Raw genomic sequence first — 18,995 nt, forward strand, 5'->3', positions numbered from 1 at the left:
GGAAAAGAGGAAACGACATGTCAAAGAAGGCTGTTCATTATCCCTTATACAAGAAAGAAGATACTGATGCATTTTTCGCTTTATTTCAGAACAATCTTGCTAATTTCGTTGTTATTACGGTAACAATGCTTGGAATGGGTTTTCCAGCTAGTATTGTCTTTGGGAAAGTAATTCCTGGCGCTGCGGTTGCCGTCATAGCTGGAAATCTATATTACGCATACACGGCAAAAAGACTGGCCCAAAAAGAGGGGCGCACAGATGTCACTGCCCTTTCCTATGGGATTAGTACTCCTGTTATGTTCGTCTTTTTATTTGGTGTATTAGCACCTGCACTTGCCCTAACTGATGATCATGAGCTCGCTTGGAAAATCACTGTTGCTGCTGGTTTCCTAAGTGGTGCGATTGAAGCGCTTGTCAGCATTGGGGGTCATCAAATTCGTAAGTTTTTACCACGACCAGCCTTGCTTGGGGCACTTGCTGGTGTTGCACTTACTTTTGTTGCTGGCGAGATGTTATTTAATACATTTGCCATTCCAGTGGTTGGACTCGTTTCCTTGGCGATTATCATTGTTGGTTTTATCGGAAAAGTGGCGATGCCTTTTAAGATTCCAACCTCACTTTTTGCTATTATTATCGGAACAATATTAGCCTTTGCACTCGGTTACCAATCATTTGATTCCATCACAGAAGGACTGACCCATGTTGACTTTTATCCGATGCTCCCTTCACTAGCAGCGTTTGAAGGAATGGGTCAGTTATTCGGTCCGCTCATTGGCTTACTAGCTATCTTAATTCCAATTACGATTTACAATGCGATTGAAACGATGAATAATGTCGATGCCATGGAAGCAGCGGGGGATTCATATCATGTAGGTGAATGCCAAGCTGTCGATGGAATTGGGACCATGTTAGGTGCTATCTTCGGTGGCCCATTCCCAACAACCGTCTATGTTGCGACTGTTGGCTCTAAAGAAATGGGAGCAGGACGAGGCTATAGTATTCTAAACGCCATTGTTTTTGGAATCACTGCTATTACTGGCGTCATAGCCGCCCTAGCAGCGATCATTCCATTGGCTGCCATTGCACCGATTCTTGTTTTTGTTGGGACATCAATGGTGGCATCATCATTCCAATCGAATGAAAAAAAATATTATCCAGCTGTTGGTCTAGCGATACTCCCTTACCTAGCTAATTATATTATGACACGATTTAATAACGATGCGGGAGAGGTTGTTGCTGGCATTTCAGAAGGGATCGTCCCACTTGGGAACGGCGCAATGTTTACCGGAATTTTACTTGGAGCAATGACTGTCGCTATTATTGATAAGAACTTCAAACTTGCCAGTTTATTTTCCTTAATTGCTGCCTTCTTATCATTTGTCGGCTTTATGCATGCACCTTCACTTGCGTTCAATGCTGCACCCGATTTTGCCATCGGCTATTTACTTGTTACTGTATTTTTTAGCTATTGTGCATTTAAAGTAGAATCTTCTTACGAGAATATCAAAAAAGAACAGCGAAGCGAAAAACTTGCCAGCTAGATCGAAACCACTCACATTCAATAAGGATGTCATCCCTACTGAATGTGAGTTTTATTATCAACGAAACGGGAGTATTCGCTCTTCTCCCCACGGATTGGGGCTGGAGCTCAGAATAAGTAAGGCACTTATTCTTGCGATGTAAGTACTTCCTAGCTTTCCTTAGTGTGATTACTTGCCCCACCGAAGACCAGTTTGTTGCCGAGTTTACGGACGGTTATCTATGATAAACATAACCTGTTCTCAGCCATTCATCATATAGCTCTAAAAGTTCATTAAAGTTCTGTTCAACTGAAAAATGAGGGAATTCCTAAGAGATTGTTTTGGCATAGTAGATTAATACCTCCAGATCAAAAAATTTTAAAACTGGGTAACCTTCATTTTTATACAGAACATCAAAATCAAACTTTTTTACTTCCCGTATCACGGATGAAAGACGAAAATTAAAGGATTCATGCAAGTTAAGCACCCTATCAAAATAACAATTGGGAAAATTAAGCTTTTCTTCCTCACTTACAATTTGACATCCTCACCTTTTGATTTCAATGTCTTTAAAAGCAGTTGGCAGTTTTTGTCCATCCTTCAGTCACAATTGAAAAAGAACTGGCTCCCGCCAGTTCTTTTTATTACCACTATTATATCTTCTAACTCTTATTGGTTGAGCCTGAAAGTTCAATAAGCTTTTCTATATCCTCTTGTAATCTATCGGAAGCATATTGAGAAATCTTCCAAGCATGGTTTTGATGGTTTGTTTCCAAAACAGCTTCTTTTAAATATTCAACAAATTTTGTTCGGATCATTGTTCCAAAATTAATCTTTGCCATTCCCTTACTAATGGCTTCTTTAATCTGTTGATCACTCATTCCTGTACAACCATGAAGAACTAATGGAATATCCGTATATTCAGATATTTCATCTAGCAAATCAAGCCTTAAGTTGGGAGCTTGTTCATAGTACCCATGGGCATTCCCAATCCCAATAGCGAGTGAATCAGGTTGACATTTTTCTAGAAAACCTAACACAGTTTCTGCAGACACAATATTGCCTTCTTCAGTTTTACTTGATTCTTCTCCAATTCTTTGCAATGCTCCAATTTCAGCTTCTACAGGCACATCAAAGGCATGTGCCACTTTAATGATTTCATTAGTTTCATTAATATTTTTTTCTATCGTTTTCATACTGGCATCATACATCAAAGATGTGAATCCTAGTTTAAGAGCTTCCATACAAATTTCAAAGTTTTCGCCATGGTCAAGATGAATAGCTACAGGTACACTTACTTGTTCAGCTAAATATTTCGCATTTTTAACAAACCATTTATGTCCTGAATAAGCGCCTGTTGAAACATAGTGTGCCAATATAATTGGTGCATTTTTTGCTTCAGCAGCTTTCACAACAGCTCTGATGATATCATAATGTCCACCTTGTGTATTAATGGCCAAGACAGCATATTTCTCTTTCCGTGCTTTTTTTAACATTTGTTGAGTGGATACTAGCATAATAGCCCCCTTCCTGTACCTTTTCTTATATATTTACAACAACTTTTAAGAAGTTTTCGGGTTTCTTGATCATTTCTTTAATGAGACTCTCTACTTCTTCTAACTCTATGACTTTCGTGATAATTTTATCTGTAGGAATCATTTTCTTATGAATATATTCCATTGATTCTGGAAATTTCTTGTTAGAATTCCTTGATCCAAAAATACTAATTTCTTTTTGCATTATTCTTATTTGATTGAAAGGAACGACATCATGCGGCCACCCAACTAAAGATACGCGCCCTCCATGTGCTACATATTCATGGATATTTCTTAAGACAGCTTGTGCCCCAGTACACTCAATCATCGATTGAGGTAGCTTCCCTCCAGTAGCTTCTTTGATGCTTGCTATAATATCCTTTTCCAAAGAATTGATTGTATGCTCTATACCTACTTCTTTTGCAAATTCAAGTCGCTGGTCAACAATATCGACAAGAATAGGTGTTGCCCCATATATTTTAGCTCCTAAAGCAGTAAGTAAGCCAATCGTTCCAGCACCAAAGATCAAACAATATTCGTCAGCCTTTACTTGGGCTCTAGTTAAAGCATGCAATCCAATGGTAAGAGGTTCAATTAGCGTCGCATCTATATTACTCAAATCCTCTGGTATCTTATACAACAGTTTTATTGGGTGGAGAAAGTACTCTGCCATCATTCCATTCTTATGCACGCCACATACTTTTAGATTTTCACAATTATTAAATCTCTCTTGCTTACACATATCACATTCATAGCAAGGTACATAAGGTTCTAAAGCCACCCGGTCCCCTACTTGAAATTCATTTTTTTCAGTATTAATTTCTACAATTTCTCCTATCCCTTCATGCCCTAATCCATTAATAGGATATTTCACTGTGGGATTGACTCCTTTATAAGCTGTGACATCAGATCCACAAATTCCACAGGCAGCCATTTTAATCAATGCATGTCCTGGAAGGCAAACAGGCCTTTCCTCATCCGTTATAGCCATAGTTTCCTTTTCTAGAATACTTAAAACTTTCATTAAAAATCACCCTCCTTATCATTTTCACGAATATAGTCAAGACCATCAGGCATAATGCCTAGATTCCATCCGCCATCAGCAAAAATAACCTGACCAACAATATAATTAGACTTCTCACTACCCAAGAAACAAGCAAGGTTACCAATTTCATTGGGCTTTCCAAATCTACCGATTGGAGATACAGAAAGTATCTTCTTCTCATCCAAAATTCCAGATTTTAAAGGGGTCTCTACCATTTCTGTTCGAATCCAACCTGGTGCAATTGCATTAACTTTTATATTATACATAGCCCATTCAGCACCCAGTTGCTTTGTCAACATATTAATAGCACCCTTAGTAATTCCATAAGGTGTCCTTCCAACATTGATCATTTGAGTATTTCCAGATGAAATATTTACAATACTCCCACCACCATCTTTTCTCATATATTTACCTACTGCTTGTGAACAAAAGATGGGAGCTTTAAGATTAATATCAATAACCCTATCTAGTAATTCTTCACTAAGTTTTAATGTAGGCATTGGTTTTGCAACACCTGCACAGTTAACTAGAATATCTATTTTTCCATACTTCCTATAAACTTCATCTACCATTTCGAAAATATCTTTTTTCTTAGTGAGGTCAATTCTATAAAAGTAACATTGCTCTCCTAATTCTTCTTCAAGCTTCTGCCCTTGATCTAAGATATCAGCAATGATAACTTCAGCATCTTCCTGAATGTACTTCTCTACAATAGCTTTTCCAATTCCTCTTGCTCCACCTGTAACAATGGCTACCTTTCCATTTAATTCTCCTTTAATCTTTACCACCACCTTATTTTATCTGTAATATAATTTCTATACTCGATAAACTTTGGATCCGTTATATCTCTAGGATGGGGAAGATCAATAACTAATTCTTCTTTGATATTGGCTGGCTTATTACTAAGAATCAAAACTTTTTCAGCAAGATAGACAGCCTCTTCAATATTGTGAGTAATGAAAACAACTGTACTTCCTAGCTCTTTCCATAATTTAATGACTTCATCTTCCAAATAAAATCTCATTTTAATATCCATTTGACCATAGGGTTCATCCATGAGAAGCAAATCAGGTTCCATTGCGAAGGATCTCCCAATAATTATTCTCTGCTCCATGCTCACTGAAAGGTCTTTAGGATATGCATTTTCAACAGATTGAAGACCCATAAGCTTGATAATCTTAGATACGCGTTCATTTATAATATGCTGTGGTACTTTTTTTATTTTAAGTCCATACTCTAAGTTTTGCTTAACAGTAAGCCATGGCAAAGCCGAGGGTTCCTGAAAAACAAAGGATATATTATGTTTCCTAGGGTTTGCTGGTTCCCCGTCAATATAGATTTCACCATTGGTGGCATCATAAATTTTTGTAAGACAGTTTAAAAAAGTAGTCTTCCCACATCCTGTCGGTCCTACGACACAAACAAATTCATTCTTTTTTATATCGAAGTTCATATTATCTAAGACTAAAAGATCTCCAAATTGTTTGGACAGGTTTTCCACCTTCACCTTTGTTTGTTTTTCTTCCTTTTCCATACCTTTCTCACCTTCCCCCTATATTCCTAAGTCTGTATTATCCGAGATTTCAGTCCTCAAACTAAGGAATTCTTCATCAACCCTATCTCTTGGTCTTTTCATATCTATCTCATAAATTTCCTTAACAGTAGCAGGGTACTCGCTAAGCAAAATGATTCGATCTGCCAAATAACATGCCTCTTCAATATTATTAGTGACAAATATAACTGTTCTTTTTTCCTCTTGCCAGATTCTAAGAATCTCATTTTGCATAGAATATCTTGTTTGAGCATCTAGTTGTCCAAAGGGTTCATCCATAATTAGAATTTCCGGTTTTACTGCATATGCTCTAGCAATTCCGACCCTTTGCTTCATACCACCCGAGAGCTGTTTTGGATAAGAATTTTCGAATCCATTAAGTCCAACTAAATCAATATAGTGTTGAGCAAGCTTTCTGCGCTCTCTTTTTTCCACTCCACTGAATTTCAAACCCAACTCCACATTTTCCATAACCGTCTTAAAAGACATCAATGCTAGCTTTTGAAAAACCATGCTGAGGTCTTTATTAGGACCATCAAGCTCTTGACCTTTCAAAAGAACTTTCCCTGTAGTTTTTTCGAGAAGACCAGCTATAAGATTTAAAAGAACGGTCTTCCCACATCTTCCCGGTCCTAAAATAACCAAAAATTCTCCATCCTTAACATCAAAGGAAACCTCATCAATTACTGTATCCATTCCTTTATCTGAAAAAAATGTTTTTGATAGATTCTTAATCTCCATTTTTGTCTTTAGACGTTGTTCCATGGAGTCACCACCTTTTCAATCCTATCTAATACAACTGCTAGTAACGAACCTACAATAGCAATAATGATTACTGCAACCAAAACCAACGCCATGTCACTTCCTTGCCAACCTCTAGTTACTAGCGCTCCTAAACCTTCTTGTGCACCTAACATTTCTGCTGCTAAAACCGTTGTCCACCCTGAACTGACAGATGTCTTAATTCCGGCGAATATAGACGGAAGAGCTGTGGGAACAACAATTTCCTTTAAAATTTGCCTATTATTTCCTCCGAATATTTTCCCTACATCCATATTGATAGGATCAACCATAGCAATTCCTGCTGAAGTATTGATGACTAATGGAACAAATGTACCAATAAAAACTAACAGCACTTTAGGAAATTCCCCTATACCAAACCACATAATAACGATTGGAATCCAAGCTATAGGGGGAATAGGCCTAATAATTTCAAAAATACTACCAAAAAACGCTCTACTTTTCTTACTCCATCCGATTAAAATTCCAAAGGCAATACCGAAAGACCAAGCCACTAAAAGTGCCGAAAGAACTCGTCTTAAACTCGCCCAGGAATGACCTAGAAGGGTTGTCTGTGCAATAGGTCTCTCAAAAGTTCGAATAAGTCTCTCCCACACGCCCAAAGGAGTTGGCATAAGTCTTGGATTATTTATAGAAAATATAATCCATACAGTTAGAACTAGGAGTATCGCTAGGATGGGTAGGATATAGTATAAAATTTTCTTTCCTGTCATCTTATTCTTACTTTTCATATCTATATGCCTCACTTTATTTATTATCCTCTAAGAAATCTCTTTTCTACTTTAGACAATAGCATTGACAGCAATGCGCCTAAGCCCCCAATAACAGCCATACCAACAATTACAATATCGGGTCTTGCTATTGTTCTTCCTAGCTGAATCATATACCCTAGTCCAGCACTAGCAGCCAACATCTCTGCTGCCACAAGTGTAGACCACGAATTATTTAATGCGATTCGAATTCCTGAAAACACCATCTTCAGTGAGTATGGAATACCAACCTTTCTAAATATTTCGAAATTTGATGCCCCAAAGGTTTTACTTACATTGATATACGTTTGGTTGGTTAATTTGATACCTGTATATGAGTTAATAACACAAGGTACAAAAGCAGTAAAGAATATGATTAAAGCCTTAGCTTCAAGACCGATACCAAACCATACAACAACTAATGGAATCCAAGCTATAGGCGGGATAGGTCTGATAAGCTCAAATATAGGTCTCATAAACCGTTCAATGCCTGGCCACCATCCCATGATAAGTCCTAGTGGAATTCCAATAATATTGGCAAGAAAAAAACCTGATAATGCAACTTGTAAACTAGCAAAAATATTTACAAAAATAACATTCCCATCCGGCTCTGGATTACCCATTTTGAAAACTAGTGTTTCCAAAATTCTTGTTGGAGGCGGCAAAAGTCTTGGATTAACAAGTCCAAATTCAGTGGCTAGCTGCCACACAACAAAGAATAGGAACAGACCCAAAAAGCTCAACATGGCTAACTGCCACTTTTCTTTACGTTTTTCCTGTTTCCATTCATCGTATTTTTTTTGTAAGAGATCGTTTTTATTCATAGCTACCCCCTCTTTAAAATGTGCTTTATCATCATTTTTCTGAAATTGTATACTTAATCCTATTTGTTTTTATCATTAATATAGTTATTACCTATTCAGCTTCCTCATATATTTCAGTCAGAAGTTTAGGATCTGTCTTTCCTTTAAAGTTCTCTTCATCCTCAGCTTGATAATTTCCATGTTCAATGAAAAAGTCTAATACTTCTGCAATTCTTTGTTCCATGATACTCACGTCAGAATCTTCTGCATCGGTAGTAATCAGCTCATATGCTTCTTCTAATGAATAGTATTGATCCGCTTCAAGATACCTCTTGATTGTCTCCTCATCCATATCAATTCCATTTTCTTCTGCAAAGTCTCTCATATATACAGCAGCCTCATCAGGGTTATCCATAATCCATTGTGCAGACTCAAAGTAGACTTTTAACAAAATCTTCATCGCCTCATACTTTTCGGGATCTTCATAACTATTACTGTTAGCAATGAAATTAGTCATTAGACCCGTTTCTGCCATAGTTCCACTTGAAATAGCTGTATAATTTTCAGAATCATTCAGTAAGTTAAATGTTCCTGATGAACCTGTCAATACAACTACATCCCCTTCACCAGCTAGAAATGCACTGTATGCTGTTGGAGCATCCATGGCTGTAAATTGTACAGCTCCTGACTCTAAATCAAAACCTTCCAAAGTTCTATTTAAGAGATACTGAAGTACTGTTCCTGTATTGGCAAGAACATTAACGCCTTCCCATGATTCTGCATCTCCATATATGTCCTCATCTATACTATTATTTCCTGTTCCAGCTTGTACAATAGCGGAATCATTTCTAGCAAATACATATTGTGTTCCATCATCCGTTCCACTTGCACCAACATTGATTGCATCGTAACCAATAAGCCCTGACAGGACGCCTCCTACTCCTGTGAACCCAAAATCCCATGCATCAGATGAAAGAGATTCCATTTGTACTGGACCATTTGTAAACATAATACTGTCGATTTCTAAGCCTTCTTCTTCTAGCCAACCTTCTTGCTCTGCAATATAGACAGGAATAAAATTCAGACTTCCTCCAATTCCTGAAACTGTAAGTGAATACTCAGCATCTGATCCTCCACTTCCTGCTCCGCACCCTGCAAGTATGGCTACCATAATGCTGATAACAGCCAACATCGATACAATCTTTTTCATAAAATAACCTCCTTCATTTTTATAAAATATAGAATTTAATTGCCTTGTATCTTAAAATGTTTCAAAAAGTTTTAATCTGTTGTATACGTTTTCATTTATTTAAGAAAAGGACAAGGCAATCTTCTGTAACGATTTCAATTATAAATATGTTCATGTAACAACTCAATATAAATAGGGGATTATGAGCTTATCATTGATTACTGTTCATTTTTTTGATATTATTAAATCAAAAATTGATCATTCTTAATCATTTAGATAGGTGTGTGTATTTATGAAAAAAGAAAGGCAAAATGAAATCCTAAAAATTCTTCGGGAAAAAAAGGTATGTGCGGTTTCTGATCTATGTAATCTCATTTATGCAAGTCCTGCAACAATTCGACGAGATATCAAAGACCTAAAAGAAAAAGGACTCATACGTTCCTTCTATGGTGGTGTTTCCATTATTGAAAAAAATAGAAAATCCCTATTTGAAGAACGTAAAGCTGCCTCCGGAGATAAGAAAAAGGTTATTGCTGATTTGGCTATACAATTGATCAAGGATGATATGTTACTCTCTATGGATCCTAGTACTACTTGTCTAACCCTAGGAGAGAAACTAGGTTCTTTTAAAAATATACAAGTGCTCTCTAATGGACTGGAAACTGTTCGTACATTACATAATATTCTTCAAAGCCCTCTTTACTTAACAGGTGGGAGACTCAATCCTCAAACTATCAGTATCGTTGGTGATATCGCTCATGAGCAAATTCAAAATTACTATACAGACATCTTTTTCTGCTCATGTAGAACTCTTACCGAACTAGGTACGTTTGAAGCATCTGAAAATGAAGCACAGGTTAAAAGACATTTTTCTAAAAATACTGCAAAGACAGTTCTTCTTTGTGACGATTCTAAGTTTAATAAAGCTCTTCCACATGCTTCATTAAAATTTGATCAAATAGACTACATCATCACAAATGAACCTTTGCCTCAAAATATTCAAGATCAAATCAAAAGTAATAATCCCTCATTAATTACAATTTCTCCAAATGAGAAAATATAGTTAATTTTATATGAAATTGAAAGACTATCAACCATACTTCCTTTATTCTCAAGAATTAAAAGAACTGGCTCTCGCCAGTTCTTTCGTCATTTCTGTTTAAAATAAATAAATTCTTTACCATTGTATAAAGCGAAACATCATTCAGTAGGAGTTAGACTTACTCGATGTAACTCATGTAAATGTTTCTGATGGAACGAGTAATCGCACTAAGGATGGCTGCTGTAGAATCACACCTTAAGAATAAGTGTTATTCTTATTCTTAGTCCCAATTCAATTCCTTCCAAGCCGACGTGTTTTACAGACAGTTATCTGTGATCAAAATAATCATTATGCTTTGATCATTAAATTTGCATTTTTTAATGCTTGAATAATTGGAGGGATCAATAGCAATTGAATGATGATGCCGGGTAAAGCCGTAACAAAGGCTCCTGCAACAAAAGCTTCCATCCCAAATGACATATCTGCTACACCAAATAAAATTGAATTAGCAATACCATAAACAACTCGTCCACCAATCATCGCTCCGATTAATGAAACAAAAATTTTCCCGTCTGTTACTTTATATAATAAACCCGTTAATAATCCGTAGGCTCCTAACTCGATCATCATGGATACGCCTATTGGGAATAGTGGTGGCATACCTGTTAAGAAAAAAGCCAATAGTGGCAAAATTAAACCTGCTAGTAAACCATAACGCCAGCCAACAATATAGCCACAAATTAAAACAGGAATATGCATTGGCAAAAGAATCGCTCCCGGTCTAGCCATCGGTAAAATATTTACTAACTGTGGCAGTAATAAACCGATCGCTATACATAATGAAACAAACACCAATCGTTTAGTTTGCTGATTTGACATAAAAAAATCCCCTTTAACTGTTATTGATCAGAAGTATCGATGATCACATCAACATTTTTTTCAATTTCAAATGTTTGAAAATAGTGCTTTTCTAATGGAATCCAACGGTTTAGGAATATTTCTAATTTGTCGTTTCCTTCCCGCTGTAAAATTCGTTTCTCTTGTGTTTTAGAGTCAACCTTCAATAAGACCTTCCAATCATAAAATGACTCCAACAAGGGATGAAAACAATAAACGCCTTCAATAAGGTTGATTTGTTTGGGCAACATTTCAAATTCCTCACCATAATCCGAGACTTGACAATCGTAAGGCTGATACCTAACACTTCTTCTCTGCTTTAATGGTTCAAGAACCTCTTGTAGAAATCGTTCATAGTGAACATTTCCACCTGGTTGGTTTAAACGTTCTTTTGTTTTCAATTCCTTTGGCAGAAAAAAATCATCCATATGAAAAACTTGTACATCATATTTTTCTGCAAGTTGTGCAGCAAGATAGCTTTTACCACTTCCAGCTGTTCCGTCGATTCCAATAACTATTGGTTGCCCCGTTTGTTCAAATTCCTCGATTTTTTCAAAAACCTGCTGATAAAGCTTGCTCGTTTGAGTCTCGTAAGCTATCTTTTTCAAAAATAATCACCTCAATTCTCTCACGCTCGTCGATTATGAATAAAGAATGATCACTCAAGCTCATCTGATAGTGAGAATTGATTGATCAAGTACAGTAAAATAACAGGCTATCACTTCAGTTCCCTGAACCATACTTTGATTCTGCTCAATCTATTCAGGCTAAGAAATAAGAGGTGCCTAGTTGTTCTCTGCCTAAGCACCTCTTCAGAGCTCTTTTTTACAAGAACGCTAGAAAACTAACTATAATAGACTTTTTTTCAATATTAGTAAAACTATTAGTTTTTAATGCATGTGACCATGTGTAATGAATTCTTCTCCGTTATATGTTTCATTTTTCATCATCAAGTGCACGGACGCTTTCTTAAATGTTTGTGGTAAAGCTAATATATTGGGATGATCACCCACGATTTTTTTCTTTGCATCCGCTAAAGCTTCTTCAAAAGTTGCTCTTGTCTTTAATCCCATACCACGAGCAAAGCCTGGTTTTTCAGCACCAACTAAATAGATAGCTGCCGTATTCTTCTCTGCAATATGAGCACTTGACATCATTGAAAAGCCATGGAATGGATGATAAGCATTTGCATAGCGATATTTTCGAATATACTCTGCATTGGTCGCAAAATACTCACCATAACGGTTCATATCTGGTAAGACGTTCATACTTTCCTTTTGGAACATATCATAGATTTCTCTCATATATGGCCAAATCTCATCACTGAATTCACCATTACAAATTGATGAAACGATAATCACACAATTATCACTCATAATTCTACGATGACGAACAACTTGTGCTGAAATAGCTTGCATTAACATAATTGGATTTGTTCCCATACCAGGACCATAGTGGAATGTTTGGGGTAAGCCAAACACCATCACATCATATTTTTTATCTGCATATGGAATAAAAGTCCGTTTATTGGCGATATCCCATGACTCGGGTTGCATCTCTTTGGCATAACCACTATAGATCGCAATTTGACGAGAGCTTGTATCTAAGACAGCGTCACAACAGAAGAATTTCTTACCCATCTTTTCTTCCATATGCATACTGATTTGATCAAATTTTGTCCGCATTAATGATTTTGTATTGACGGGTGTGAAATCTTTTCGATGCATCACTTTTGGTACGTGGTGTGAAGCAATGGATTTCCAATGCGTAATCCCGGTTGCACTATGCTTATAGCCACCTGAATAACCGCCATATGGGTTACCAAGTGTGTGTCCGATTAAAATGGCCACGTCACTATCGTAAACATATTTATTCATTAACACAGGATCACCCTGTTCAGTTGTACCCAGGTCAATTAAGTTATCATAATCTTCGCTATCATGATTAATGATTTGATTTGAATACCAGAATTGATTGAAAATCTCATCACCTAAGATATTACGAATTTCTTTATCCGTATTTTTTCGATGAAGTCCATTTGAACAAATGAGTAGAATATTTTCTTGCTTGACCCCAGCACTATAAAGTTCTTTCAAAATCAATCTAATGGATACTTTTCGGTGAGCCGTTTCTTGCTCACCACCTTTCACTTTATCTGGGAAGATAATGGTCACGGTTGAATCTTTTTTAGCAAGTTCAGATAAAGGCTTCATCCCAATTGGATGACGCAGAGATTCTAGTGTTTTAGCTTCAATTTGATCTTCCGGTATATGATCTGGATCTGGAATGGTCTCCCCGGGGATAAAAACATCAGTATCATCTGGTAAATTTGCTTCCATTAATCCATGTCCATATTCAAAAGCTAATTTCATTTTTAATTCCTCACTCCCATTATTTTTTTAAAACATCCAAGTGTCTCATTAAGCATGAGCTAAATATTTTTCAATAATCGCTAAATATTCATCGGGGTAAAAACCAATCTCACCTTGAAATCGCGTTAAAGCGATTAAACCACCATCTATTTCTGCAATTGAACTTAACATTTTTGCATTATCTTCTTTTAAACCGCCTCCGTAAACAACAGGTAAATTATCTGTTTCTTGCTTTATGAAATGAGCAATTTTTTCAATATAAGCTCGATCAGGTGGCGTTTTACCTGGTCCAATTGCCCATACAGGCTCATAAGCAATAGTCACTCTGCTTTTATCAACGCCAGCAAGCCCGATTTCTAACTGCTCGCGTAAAACATTTTGCCAATCGTCAAGCTCTGATTCCTTTTCACCTACACAGTAAAGCACTGATAACCCAGCCTCAATAGCTGTTTTAATTTGTTGATTTAAGAGTCGATTGACAACATCTGGCGCTTCAATATTTGCTGCTTCCAGTACACCTGTCTTATCGATTCTTTCTTCTAAGTGACCGATAATTGTATCTGTACAACCCAGAGCTTTCATCGCATTTGCTGTCCGATTTGAAGTAAAAGCACCAAAATTGCCACCTTTAGCTGTATCTGCTCGATACACACTTTGGCTCCCTATTTTAATCGAATGGGTCTGATCCAGCGCACCAATTGCATGAATTAAATGTGCCTCAGGCAAGTACATCACAAATTCAACATCACCTTGATCGTATTCTGCTAATTTAGACTGAGTCTGTTTAACGATATATTCTCCCCACTGCTGTGGTGTTGTTAAGCGATTCACACCACCATACTCTGCAGGAATGTCAAATCGCTTTAAATTTAAATAGATTTTCTTCATGACATCGCCCTCCTTCATTATCTAGTCGGTTATTGTTGTTGATCTTTAAAATTTAGAAATTGTGGCAAATCATCATCAATTAATGGGGCACACCAATCTATAAATTCAGCTGTCACATCATTACCACGCGCGTTAATAAATGCTTCTGGTAACGTTTTTTCATGTAACATCACCTGATCAAGTGGAATTCGAGGTGTCTTAATTTGATACGTCTCTCCTGGCACACGATCAATCCCAATCATCACACCTGACTCACCTGAAATTGCTACCTGAACCGCTTCCCGACCAACACGTACAGCTTCATCTCGATCAACCTTTGATTGCAAATATGATGAAGCTCGTCCAAGTAAACCTGGTTTTTCACTTCTCGCTTTAATACCTAGCTTTTTAATAATTAGATTGGCTAGGTGAGCACTGACATCACCATAGTAAATCGCACGATCTGTTTTGAAAATCGGCGGGACAATTGATTCACCCTGCTCATTTTTCAAGCCTTCACTAACAACGACAACCACACCACCTAATCGCTGATAAAGTTCCTCAACATCAGCCAAAAACTCAGCTTCATTAAATGGACGTTCTGGTAAATAAATCAGATGTGGTGCGTCATCTTTTGCTTTTCTAGCTAAGGCCGATGCTGCTGTAATCCAACCCGCATTTCTACCCATCGTTTCAATTACTGTGACATGAATCGGTAAAGCCTTCACATCTTGAGCCACTCCTGCAACAGAATGGGCAATATACTTAGCTGCACTGCCAAAACCAGGCGCATGATCAATAATTGCTAAATCATTATCTATTGTTTTTGGAATCCCGATGACACAAATATCCTCATCTTGACAGATACGATAAACCTTACCGCACGTATCCATCGTCCCATTTCCACCGTTAAACAAAACATATTTAATCTTGTGTTGTTTAAAAATCTCAACCATTTGACGATAATGCTCATCCTCTAAAGCAAATCGTGATGAGCCAATTGCCGTTCCAGGTGTGTGGAGTAATCGTTCTAATTGTTCATCACTTGTTAATCCTAAATCCAAGAAGTTTCCTGTTAAGATCGCTTCTGTTCCACCGATTGCTCCATATATTTTATCAATCGCTTGATTTTGTTTTGCTTCCATGATCACGCCATACAATGATGAATTCATCACGGCTGTCGGACCGCCACCATGAACCACTAATAAATTAGCCTTCATTTAACAACACTCCTTTCACTCCATAAAACGAGTTAGTCTTTTTTACCGAGCTTACTAAGCATCAATCTAGTCAAAATTCAATTTCATTATATTTACTTTTTATTTAAATAAATCCCATTCGATTAATCGTTATTTCTGATACTTTACACGCATATTCTCTAGGGTTAGTTGCTCTACGAGAGATGCTTTACCCACTGAACCAAAGTTAATAATCAGTTTACCAACCACTTCCTTAACACCTTTTTCAATTTGGTCAACCGCTATACGAATATCATCAGTTGGTATTGTTCCATTCATAACCGTATCCATAATTGGTGTAAGGAATGCCCTCGGATCAACCTGATTTTTATTTCCACTTAATAGTTGGTAAATCCCAGCAATAGATTGACTAGCCCGTAATTCAGGGCTGTCTTCAAATAACTCTCGTAAATTACGCGTCACCGCCAGTCGAATATCTGAATCAACATTAATCTTATTAACTCCAGCAGCAATCGCTTGTTGTATTTCTGGAATCGATATACCACCCGCATTACTCACTTCGCCACCTAACTGATTAATGTCGTTAACAATATAACTTGGAATGGTTGATGAACCATGAGAAACAATTGCACAGAAAGTATTTTCATGATTAAGAATTTCTCGAATGGCTGTCACAATTTCTCGCCTTAATTTAACGTCTTTTCCTTTGTTTGGTCCATGCATTGTCCCATAAGAAATCGCTAAGGCATCGACCCCTGTCTTCTTAATAAAATCATAGGCTTGAAGTGGATTAGTATAAGTCGATGATTCAGAAAAAACAGCATCTTCTACACCAGCTAAAATACCTAATTCACCTTCTACCGTCACTCCATATTGATGGGCGTACTTAACAGCTTCTCGAGTTAGTTCAACATTATCGTCATAAGGCAAAGAAGAACCATCAATCATAACAGATGTAAAACCACCATCAATCGCCGCTTTAACAGAATCAAGGTCTTGACCATGATCTAGATGAAGAGCGATTGGAACAGGCGAATTCTCACCATATTTTCGGACCGCATCACCTAATAACTTTGCCCCCTTTCTTTTATCTTCAATTGTTGAGTTAAGAAAATCTGTTCTTCCTCCCATAAATCCATTCACTAAATCTGCACCTTGTAAAAGGACAGGTGAGCGGAAGATCTCATGGATTTCAATTGCTGCTTTTACTTGTGCAACAGTATTGACGTTAAAGGCACCTTGTCCATATTTATATTGATCAGCTGCTTCTAATAACGGTCTTAATGGAACTAATGTCATAACTAAATCCCTCCTTCATTTTGTCAACACATGTAGATATCACGACGGTTAGACCAACTTTTAAATAGTCGAAACCATTTTCAGAAGCAAATTGAGCTAATTCAACCAAGTTTTTCAGCCCTGCCTTCACTAACTTATTAGTTAAGCAAGCAAACTTCACATTTAACAAAGCCTTCCTTTTGGTAGTGATTATCTTAATTTTTTTAAATAGGGTTAGCGCTTCCATTCCATTATACATATTTGAACATATCTGAAAGTTGAATTTTCATTAAATGATCATATCATTGGAAAATAATCATTTTTGAGTCTTGAAATGATCATTTTAACTGTTAAATAATCAAAAAATAGACTAATAAATAACCTTACGACATTGAATTATTTATTATTAACATCATTACAAATGAATTCATTCTTGAAAATTTTCAGCACTTATTACTAAGTTGGACTTTTTAATAAAGCCATTTGTTAATAAATGAACTTTTAATTTTTACAATATCTAATAATACTGTTGAATTAATATCGTTAACAGGAAAAGAACGCGACTTCCAATTATGAGTATTGAAAATAAGCAGGAACAAGGAAAAATGAAATAAAAAGTTTGCTTCTTGAAACAAGTATTAAAGTAATCATTGATAAAGAGTACAAGAAGTTATCAATGCAACAATTGTAGATATTATCAACTATTCACCAACAACAATTTACATCTACTATAAAGACAAGCTACCATTTATAGAAGGTGTTACATTTAAAATCTTCAAAAAATAAATAAATAATAAAAAAGAGCCAGAATCGCCTTAGTTAAAGACTTTCTGACTCTTTACAACGCTATTCGCACTCTGATAAAAAAATTATAGCAGAGATATTTTTAAAACCAAGCGATACAATTATTTTTTCAAATCCCTTTTCATTTATATTAAATGTTTTTAATCTATACATTCACTTTGTATTCTACTGATAATAATTAAAAATCTCCCCGACAGTAAGTCATCAGCATCATTTTTGCTAGGAAAGCTAGAATACCAGTAGAATTTAGCTCTGGGATGATTCCTCTGACAAGAAAATTTGCGGCATCACAATAAGCATGGCTCCTAATTCTGCTATTTTAGGATTTTTAACAAACCCAATGAAGAAAACACCAAGCAAAGCACCAACTAAGCAAAAGATAGCTGTAACTAAAAATAACCAAATGAAGTTCATATCCCCAAGTGGAATTTGTATGGTAAGAGCGACAATTAAAAACTACCCAACTAAAAAATGGGTAGTTTAAGGTAAAACTTATTGTATTGGAACAGTTAATCTTGCTTTTTTGTATTGTACACTGTAATGATCTTGTTCTTTAATTGCAATTTCATCCAAGTTATCTTTATTATCAATAATCAGTTCTGCACAACCAATAAAATCCTCTATGATTGAGGTTGGTAAAGAAACCAATTGAGGTCCTGCATATAGTTCATCAAACTCATCTTTTCTATTAATTAATTTTTTAAGGCTTTCAAGATATGTTGCAACAGAAGTAGACTCTTTGAAATGCAACAATACACCATCTTCACAAATAGTATCTCCAATGAATAGACGTTTAAACTTTGAATCTAGGAAACTAACTGAGCCGACTGTATGACCAGGAGTTTCAATAACTTCTAACGACCGATTTCCCAATTCAATTATCTGCTTTTCACTTAATTCTTCGTAATCTTTTTTTGGAGGTAATTGAGTTTGTTTTATCAAATATTCCTTTAAAGGAGCTTTCTCAAATTCAGATGACTCAACACCCTTACTCATAAACCATCCACGTAAAAGCGTTGCTCTTAATTCTGAGTTATAGGCCAAATCATAGATTGCATCATCTTTACCATTCAGATAAATCTTATCGAACTGGTAATGGTTTGAAACATGGTCTATATGTCCATGAGTAGATAAAATAACGGTCTCTTTATCCGTCAATTTCTCAACAATACTTTTCATTTCAATAACATGAAGCCCTGTGTCTATCAATGCTGCTTGATTATTTCCTTCAACCAAGTAACAATGCGCTCTTGATCTTCCAATCCCCTCTGATATCATCCATGTGGCTTTATCGATTTCGACCACTTCGATATTTTCATCCATCAAATTTTTTAAATTCATT

At 36.3% G+C, this 18,995-nt stretch carries 18 protein-coding genes; 2 read left to right on the forward strand and 16 right to left on the reverse strand.

Annotated elements, in window-relative coordinates; translation table 11 throughout:
• The first annotated feature begins 17 nt into the window (after positions 1–17).
• Positions 18–1,541, forward strand: a complete 1,524-nt coding sequence (locus ACS127_RS01500; RefSeq protein WP_440896715.1) for an NCS2 family permease — start codon at positions 18–20, stop codon at positions 1,539–1,541.
• Positions 1,542–2,182: 641 nt separating this feature from the next.
• On the opposite strand, the gene ACS127_RS01505 is transcribed toward ACS127_RS01500, so the two are convergent.
• The 8 genes from ACS127_RS01505 to ACS127_RS01540 all read right to left on the reverse strand — a co-directional run bounded on the left by ACS127_RS01505 (position 2,183) and on the right by ACS127_RS01540 (position 9,215).
• Complete coding sequence (locus ACS127_RS01505; RefSeq protein ID WP_440896716.1) at positions 2,183–3,037, reverse strand: class II fructose-bisphosphate aldolase; 855 nt, start codon at positions 3,035–3,037, stop codon at positions 2,183–2,185.
• Positions 3,038–3,062: 25 nt separating this feature from the next.
• Positions 3,063–4,079, reverse strand: a complete 1,017-nt coding sequence (locus ACS127_RS01510) for a zinc-dependent alcohol dehydrogenase (protein ID WP_440896717.1) — start codon at positions 4,077–4,079, stop codon at positions 3,063–3,065.
• Positions 4,079–4,888 carry an SDR family NAD(P)-dependent oxidoreductase gene (locus ACS127_RS01515; protein ID WP_440896718.1) on the reverse strand — a complete coding sequence of 270 codons (810 nt, stop codon included), beginning with the start codon at positions 4,886–4,888 and terminating at the stop codon, positions 4,079–4,081. Before ACS127_RS01515 ends, ACS127_RS01510 begins: the two co-directional genes overlap by 1 nt.
• On the reverse strand, positions 4,882–5,634 hold the full coding sequence (locus tag ACS127_RS01520; RefSeq protein ID WP_440896720.1) for an ABC transporter ATP-binding protein: 753 nt from the start codon (positions 5,632–5,634) through the stop codon (positions 4,882–4,884). The genes ACS127_RS01515 and ACS127_RS01520 overlap by 7 nt, the downstream gene beginning before the upstream one ends.
• 18 nt (positions 5,635–5,652) lie before the next feature.
• A complete protein-coding gene (locus ACS127_RS01525) occupies positions 5,653–6,393 on the reverse strand; it encodes an ABC transporter ATP-binding protein (RefSeq protein ID WP_440896721.1) in 741 nt (246 codons plus the stop codon).
• A gap of 8 nt (positions 6,394–6,401) precedes the next feature.
• Positions 6,402–7,184: an ABC transporter permease gene (locus tag ACS127_RS01530; protein WP_440896722.1), complete on the reverse strand. Its 783-nt coding sequence runs from the start codon at positions 7,182–7,184 to the stop codon at positions 6,402–6,404.
• Positions 7,185–7,207: 23 nt separating this feature from the next.
• A complete protein-coding gene (locus tag ACS127_RS01535; protein WP_440896723.1) occupies positions 7,208–8,026 on the reverse strand; it encodes an ABC transporter permease in 819 nt (272 codons plus the stop codon).
• A gap of 91 nt (positions 8,027–8,117) precedes the next feature.
• Positions 8,118–9,215: an ABC transporter substrate-binding protein gene (locus tag ACS127_RS01540; protein ID WP_440896724.1), complete on the reverse strand. Its 1,098-nt coding sequence runs from the start codon at positions 9,213–9,215 to the stop codon at positions 8,118–8,120.
• Positions 9,216–9,486: 271 nt separating this feature from the next.
• On the opposite strand from ACS127_RS01540, the gene ACS127_RS01545 reads away from it, so the two are divergent.
• Positions 9,487–10,257 carry a DeoR/GlpR family DNA-binding transcription regulator gene (locus ACS127_RS01545; RefSeq protein WP_440896725.1) on the forward strand — a complete coding sequence of 257 codons (771 nt, stop codon included), beginning with the start codon at positions 9,487–9,489 and terminating at the stop codon, positions 10,255–10,257.
• 327 nt (positions 10,258–10,584) lie between these two features.
• On the opposite strand, the gene ACS127_RS01550 is transcribed toward ACS127_RS01545, so the two are convergent.
• The 8 genes from ACS127_RS01550 to ACS127_RS01585 form a co-directional block, all read right to left on the reverse strand.
• Complete coding sequence (locus ACS127_RS01550) at positions 10,585–11,115, reverse strand: ECF transporter S component (RefSeq protein ID WP_440896726.1); 531 nt, start codon at positions 11,113–11,115, stop codon at positions 10,585–10,587.
• Positions 11,116–11,135: 20 nt separating this feature from the next.
• Positions 11,136–11,741, reverse strand: coding sequence for a uridine kinase family protein (locus ACS127_RS01555; protein WP_440896727.1), 606 nt, complete (start codon positions 11,739–11,741; stop codon positions 11,136–11,138).
• A 282-nt stretch (positions 11,742–12,023) separates the two neighbouring features.
• A complete protein-coding gene (locus tag ACS127_RS01560) occupies positions 12,024–13,505 on the reverse strand; it encodes a lactate racemase domain-containing protein (RefSeq protein WP_440896728.1) in 1,482 nt (493 codons plus the stop codon).
• A gap of 48 nt (positions 13,506–13,553) precedes the next feature.
• Entirely contained in the window at positions 13,554–14,393 is an 840-nt protein-coding gene (locus ACS127_RS01565) for a triose-phosphate isomerase (RefSeq protein WP_440896729.1), read from the reverse strand.
• 29 nt (positions 14,394–14,422) lie between these two features.
• Positions 14,423–15,592 (reverse strand): diphosphate--fructose-6-phosphate 1-phosphotransferase, encoded by a 1,170-nt coding sequence (locus ACS127_RS01570; protein ID WP_440896730.1) that lies wholly within the window; start codon positions 15,590–15,592, stop codon positions 14,423–14,425.
• A gap of 129 nt (positions 15,593–15,721) precedes the next feature.
• Positions 15,722–16,870 (reverse strand): class II fructose-bisphosphate aldolase, encoded by a 1,149-nt coding sequence (locus ACS127_RS01575; RefSeq protein WP_440896731.1) that lies wholly within the window; start codon positions 16,868–16,870, stop codon positions 15,722–15,724.
• Positions 16,871–17,899: 1,029 nt separating this feature from the next.
• Entirely contained in the window at positions 17,900–18,067 is a 168-nt protein-coding gene (locus tag ACS127_RS01580; protein WP_440896732.1) for a hypothetical protein, read from the reverse strand.
• A 78-nt stretch (positions 18,068–18,145) separates the two neighbouring features.
• The gene (locus tag ACS127_RS01585; protein WP_440896733.1) at positions 18,146–18,994 is read right to left on the reverse strand and encodes an MBL fold metallo-hydrolase; all 849 of its coding nucleotides are present in this window, start codon (positions 18,992–18,994) and stop codon (positions 18,146–18,148) included.
• Position 18,995: the final 1 nt, after the last annotated feature.

Origin of the sequence: Amphibacillus sp. Q70 (genome assembly GCF_052055485.1) — a bacterium.
GTDB lineage: Bacteria > Bacillota > Bacilli > Bacillales > Amphibacillaceae > Amphibacillus.

Coding starts and splice junctions, on each gene's coding strand:
- ACS127_RS01530 (WP_440896722.1), bottom strand. CDS start 7,184: ATGAAAAGTAAGAATAAGATGACAGGAAAGAAAATTTTATACTATATC.
- ACS127_RS01550 (WP_440896726.1), bottom strand. CDS start 11,115: ATGTCAAATCAGCAAACTAAACGATTGGTGTTTGTTTCATTATGTATA.
- ACS127_RS01535 (WP_440896723.1), bottom strand. CDS start 8,026: ATGAATAAAAACGATCTCTTACAAAAAAAATACGATGAATGGAAACAG.
- ACS127_RS01580 (WP_440896732.1), bottom strand. CDS start 18,067: ATGAACTTCATTTGGTTATTTTTAGTTACAGCTATCTTTTGCTTAGTT.
- ACS127_RS01505 (WP_440896716.1), bottom strand. CDS start 3,037: ATGCTAGTATCCACTCAACAAATGTTAAAAAAAGCACGGAAAGAGAAA.
- ACS127_RS01540 (WP_440896724.1), bottom strand. CDS start 9,215: ATGAAAAAGATTGTATCGATGTTGGCTGTTATCAGCATTATGGTAGCC.
- ACS127_RS01500 (WP_440896715.1), top strand. CDS start 18: ATGTCAAAGAAGGCTGTTCATTATCCCTTATACAAGAAAGAAGATACT.
- ACS127_RS01525 (WP_440896721.1), bottom strand. CDS start 6,393: ATGGAGATTAAGAATCTATCAAAAACATTTTTTTCAGATAAAGGAATG.
- ACS127_RS01565 (WP_440896729.1), bottom strand. CDS start 14,393: ATGAAGAAAATCTATTTAAATTTAAAGCGATTTGACATTCCTGCAGAG.
- ACS127_RS01570 (WP_440896730.1), bottom strand. CDS start 15,592: ATGAAGGCTAATTTATTAGTGGTTCATGGTGGCGGTCCGACAGCCGTG.
- ACS127_RS01575 (WP_440896731.1), bottom strand. CDS start 16,870: ATGACATTAGTTCCATTAAGACCGTTATTAGAAGCAGCTGATCAATAT.
- ACS127_RS01510 (WP_440896717.1), bottom strand. CDS start 4,079: ATGAAAGTTTTAAGTATTCTAGAAAAGGAAACTATGGCTATAACGGAT.
- ACS127_RS01585 (WP_440896733.1), bottom strand. CDS start 18,994: ATGAATTTAAAAAATTTGATGGATGAAAATATCGAAGTGGTCGAAATC.
- ACS127_RS01520 (WP_440896720.1), bottom strand. CDS start 5,634: ATGGAAAAGGAAGAAAAACAAACAAAGGTGAAGGTGGAAAACCTGTCC.
- ACS127_RS01545 (WP_440896725.1), top strand. CDS start 9,487: ATGAAAAAAGAAAGGCAAAATGAAATCCTAAAAATTCTTCGGGAAAAA.
- ACS127_RS01560 (WP_440896728.1), bottom strand. CDS start 13,505: ATGAAATTAGCTTTTGAATATGGACATGGATTAATGGAAGCAAATTTA.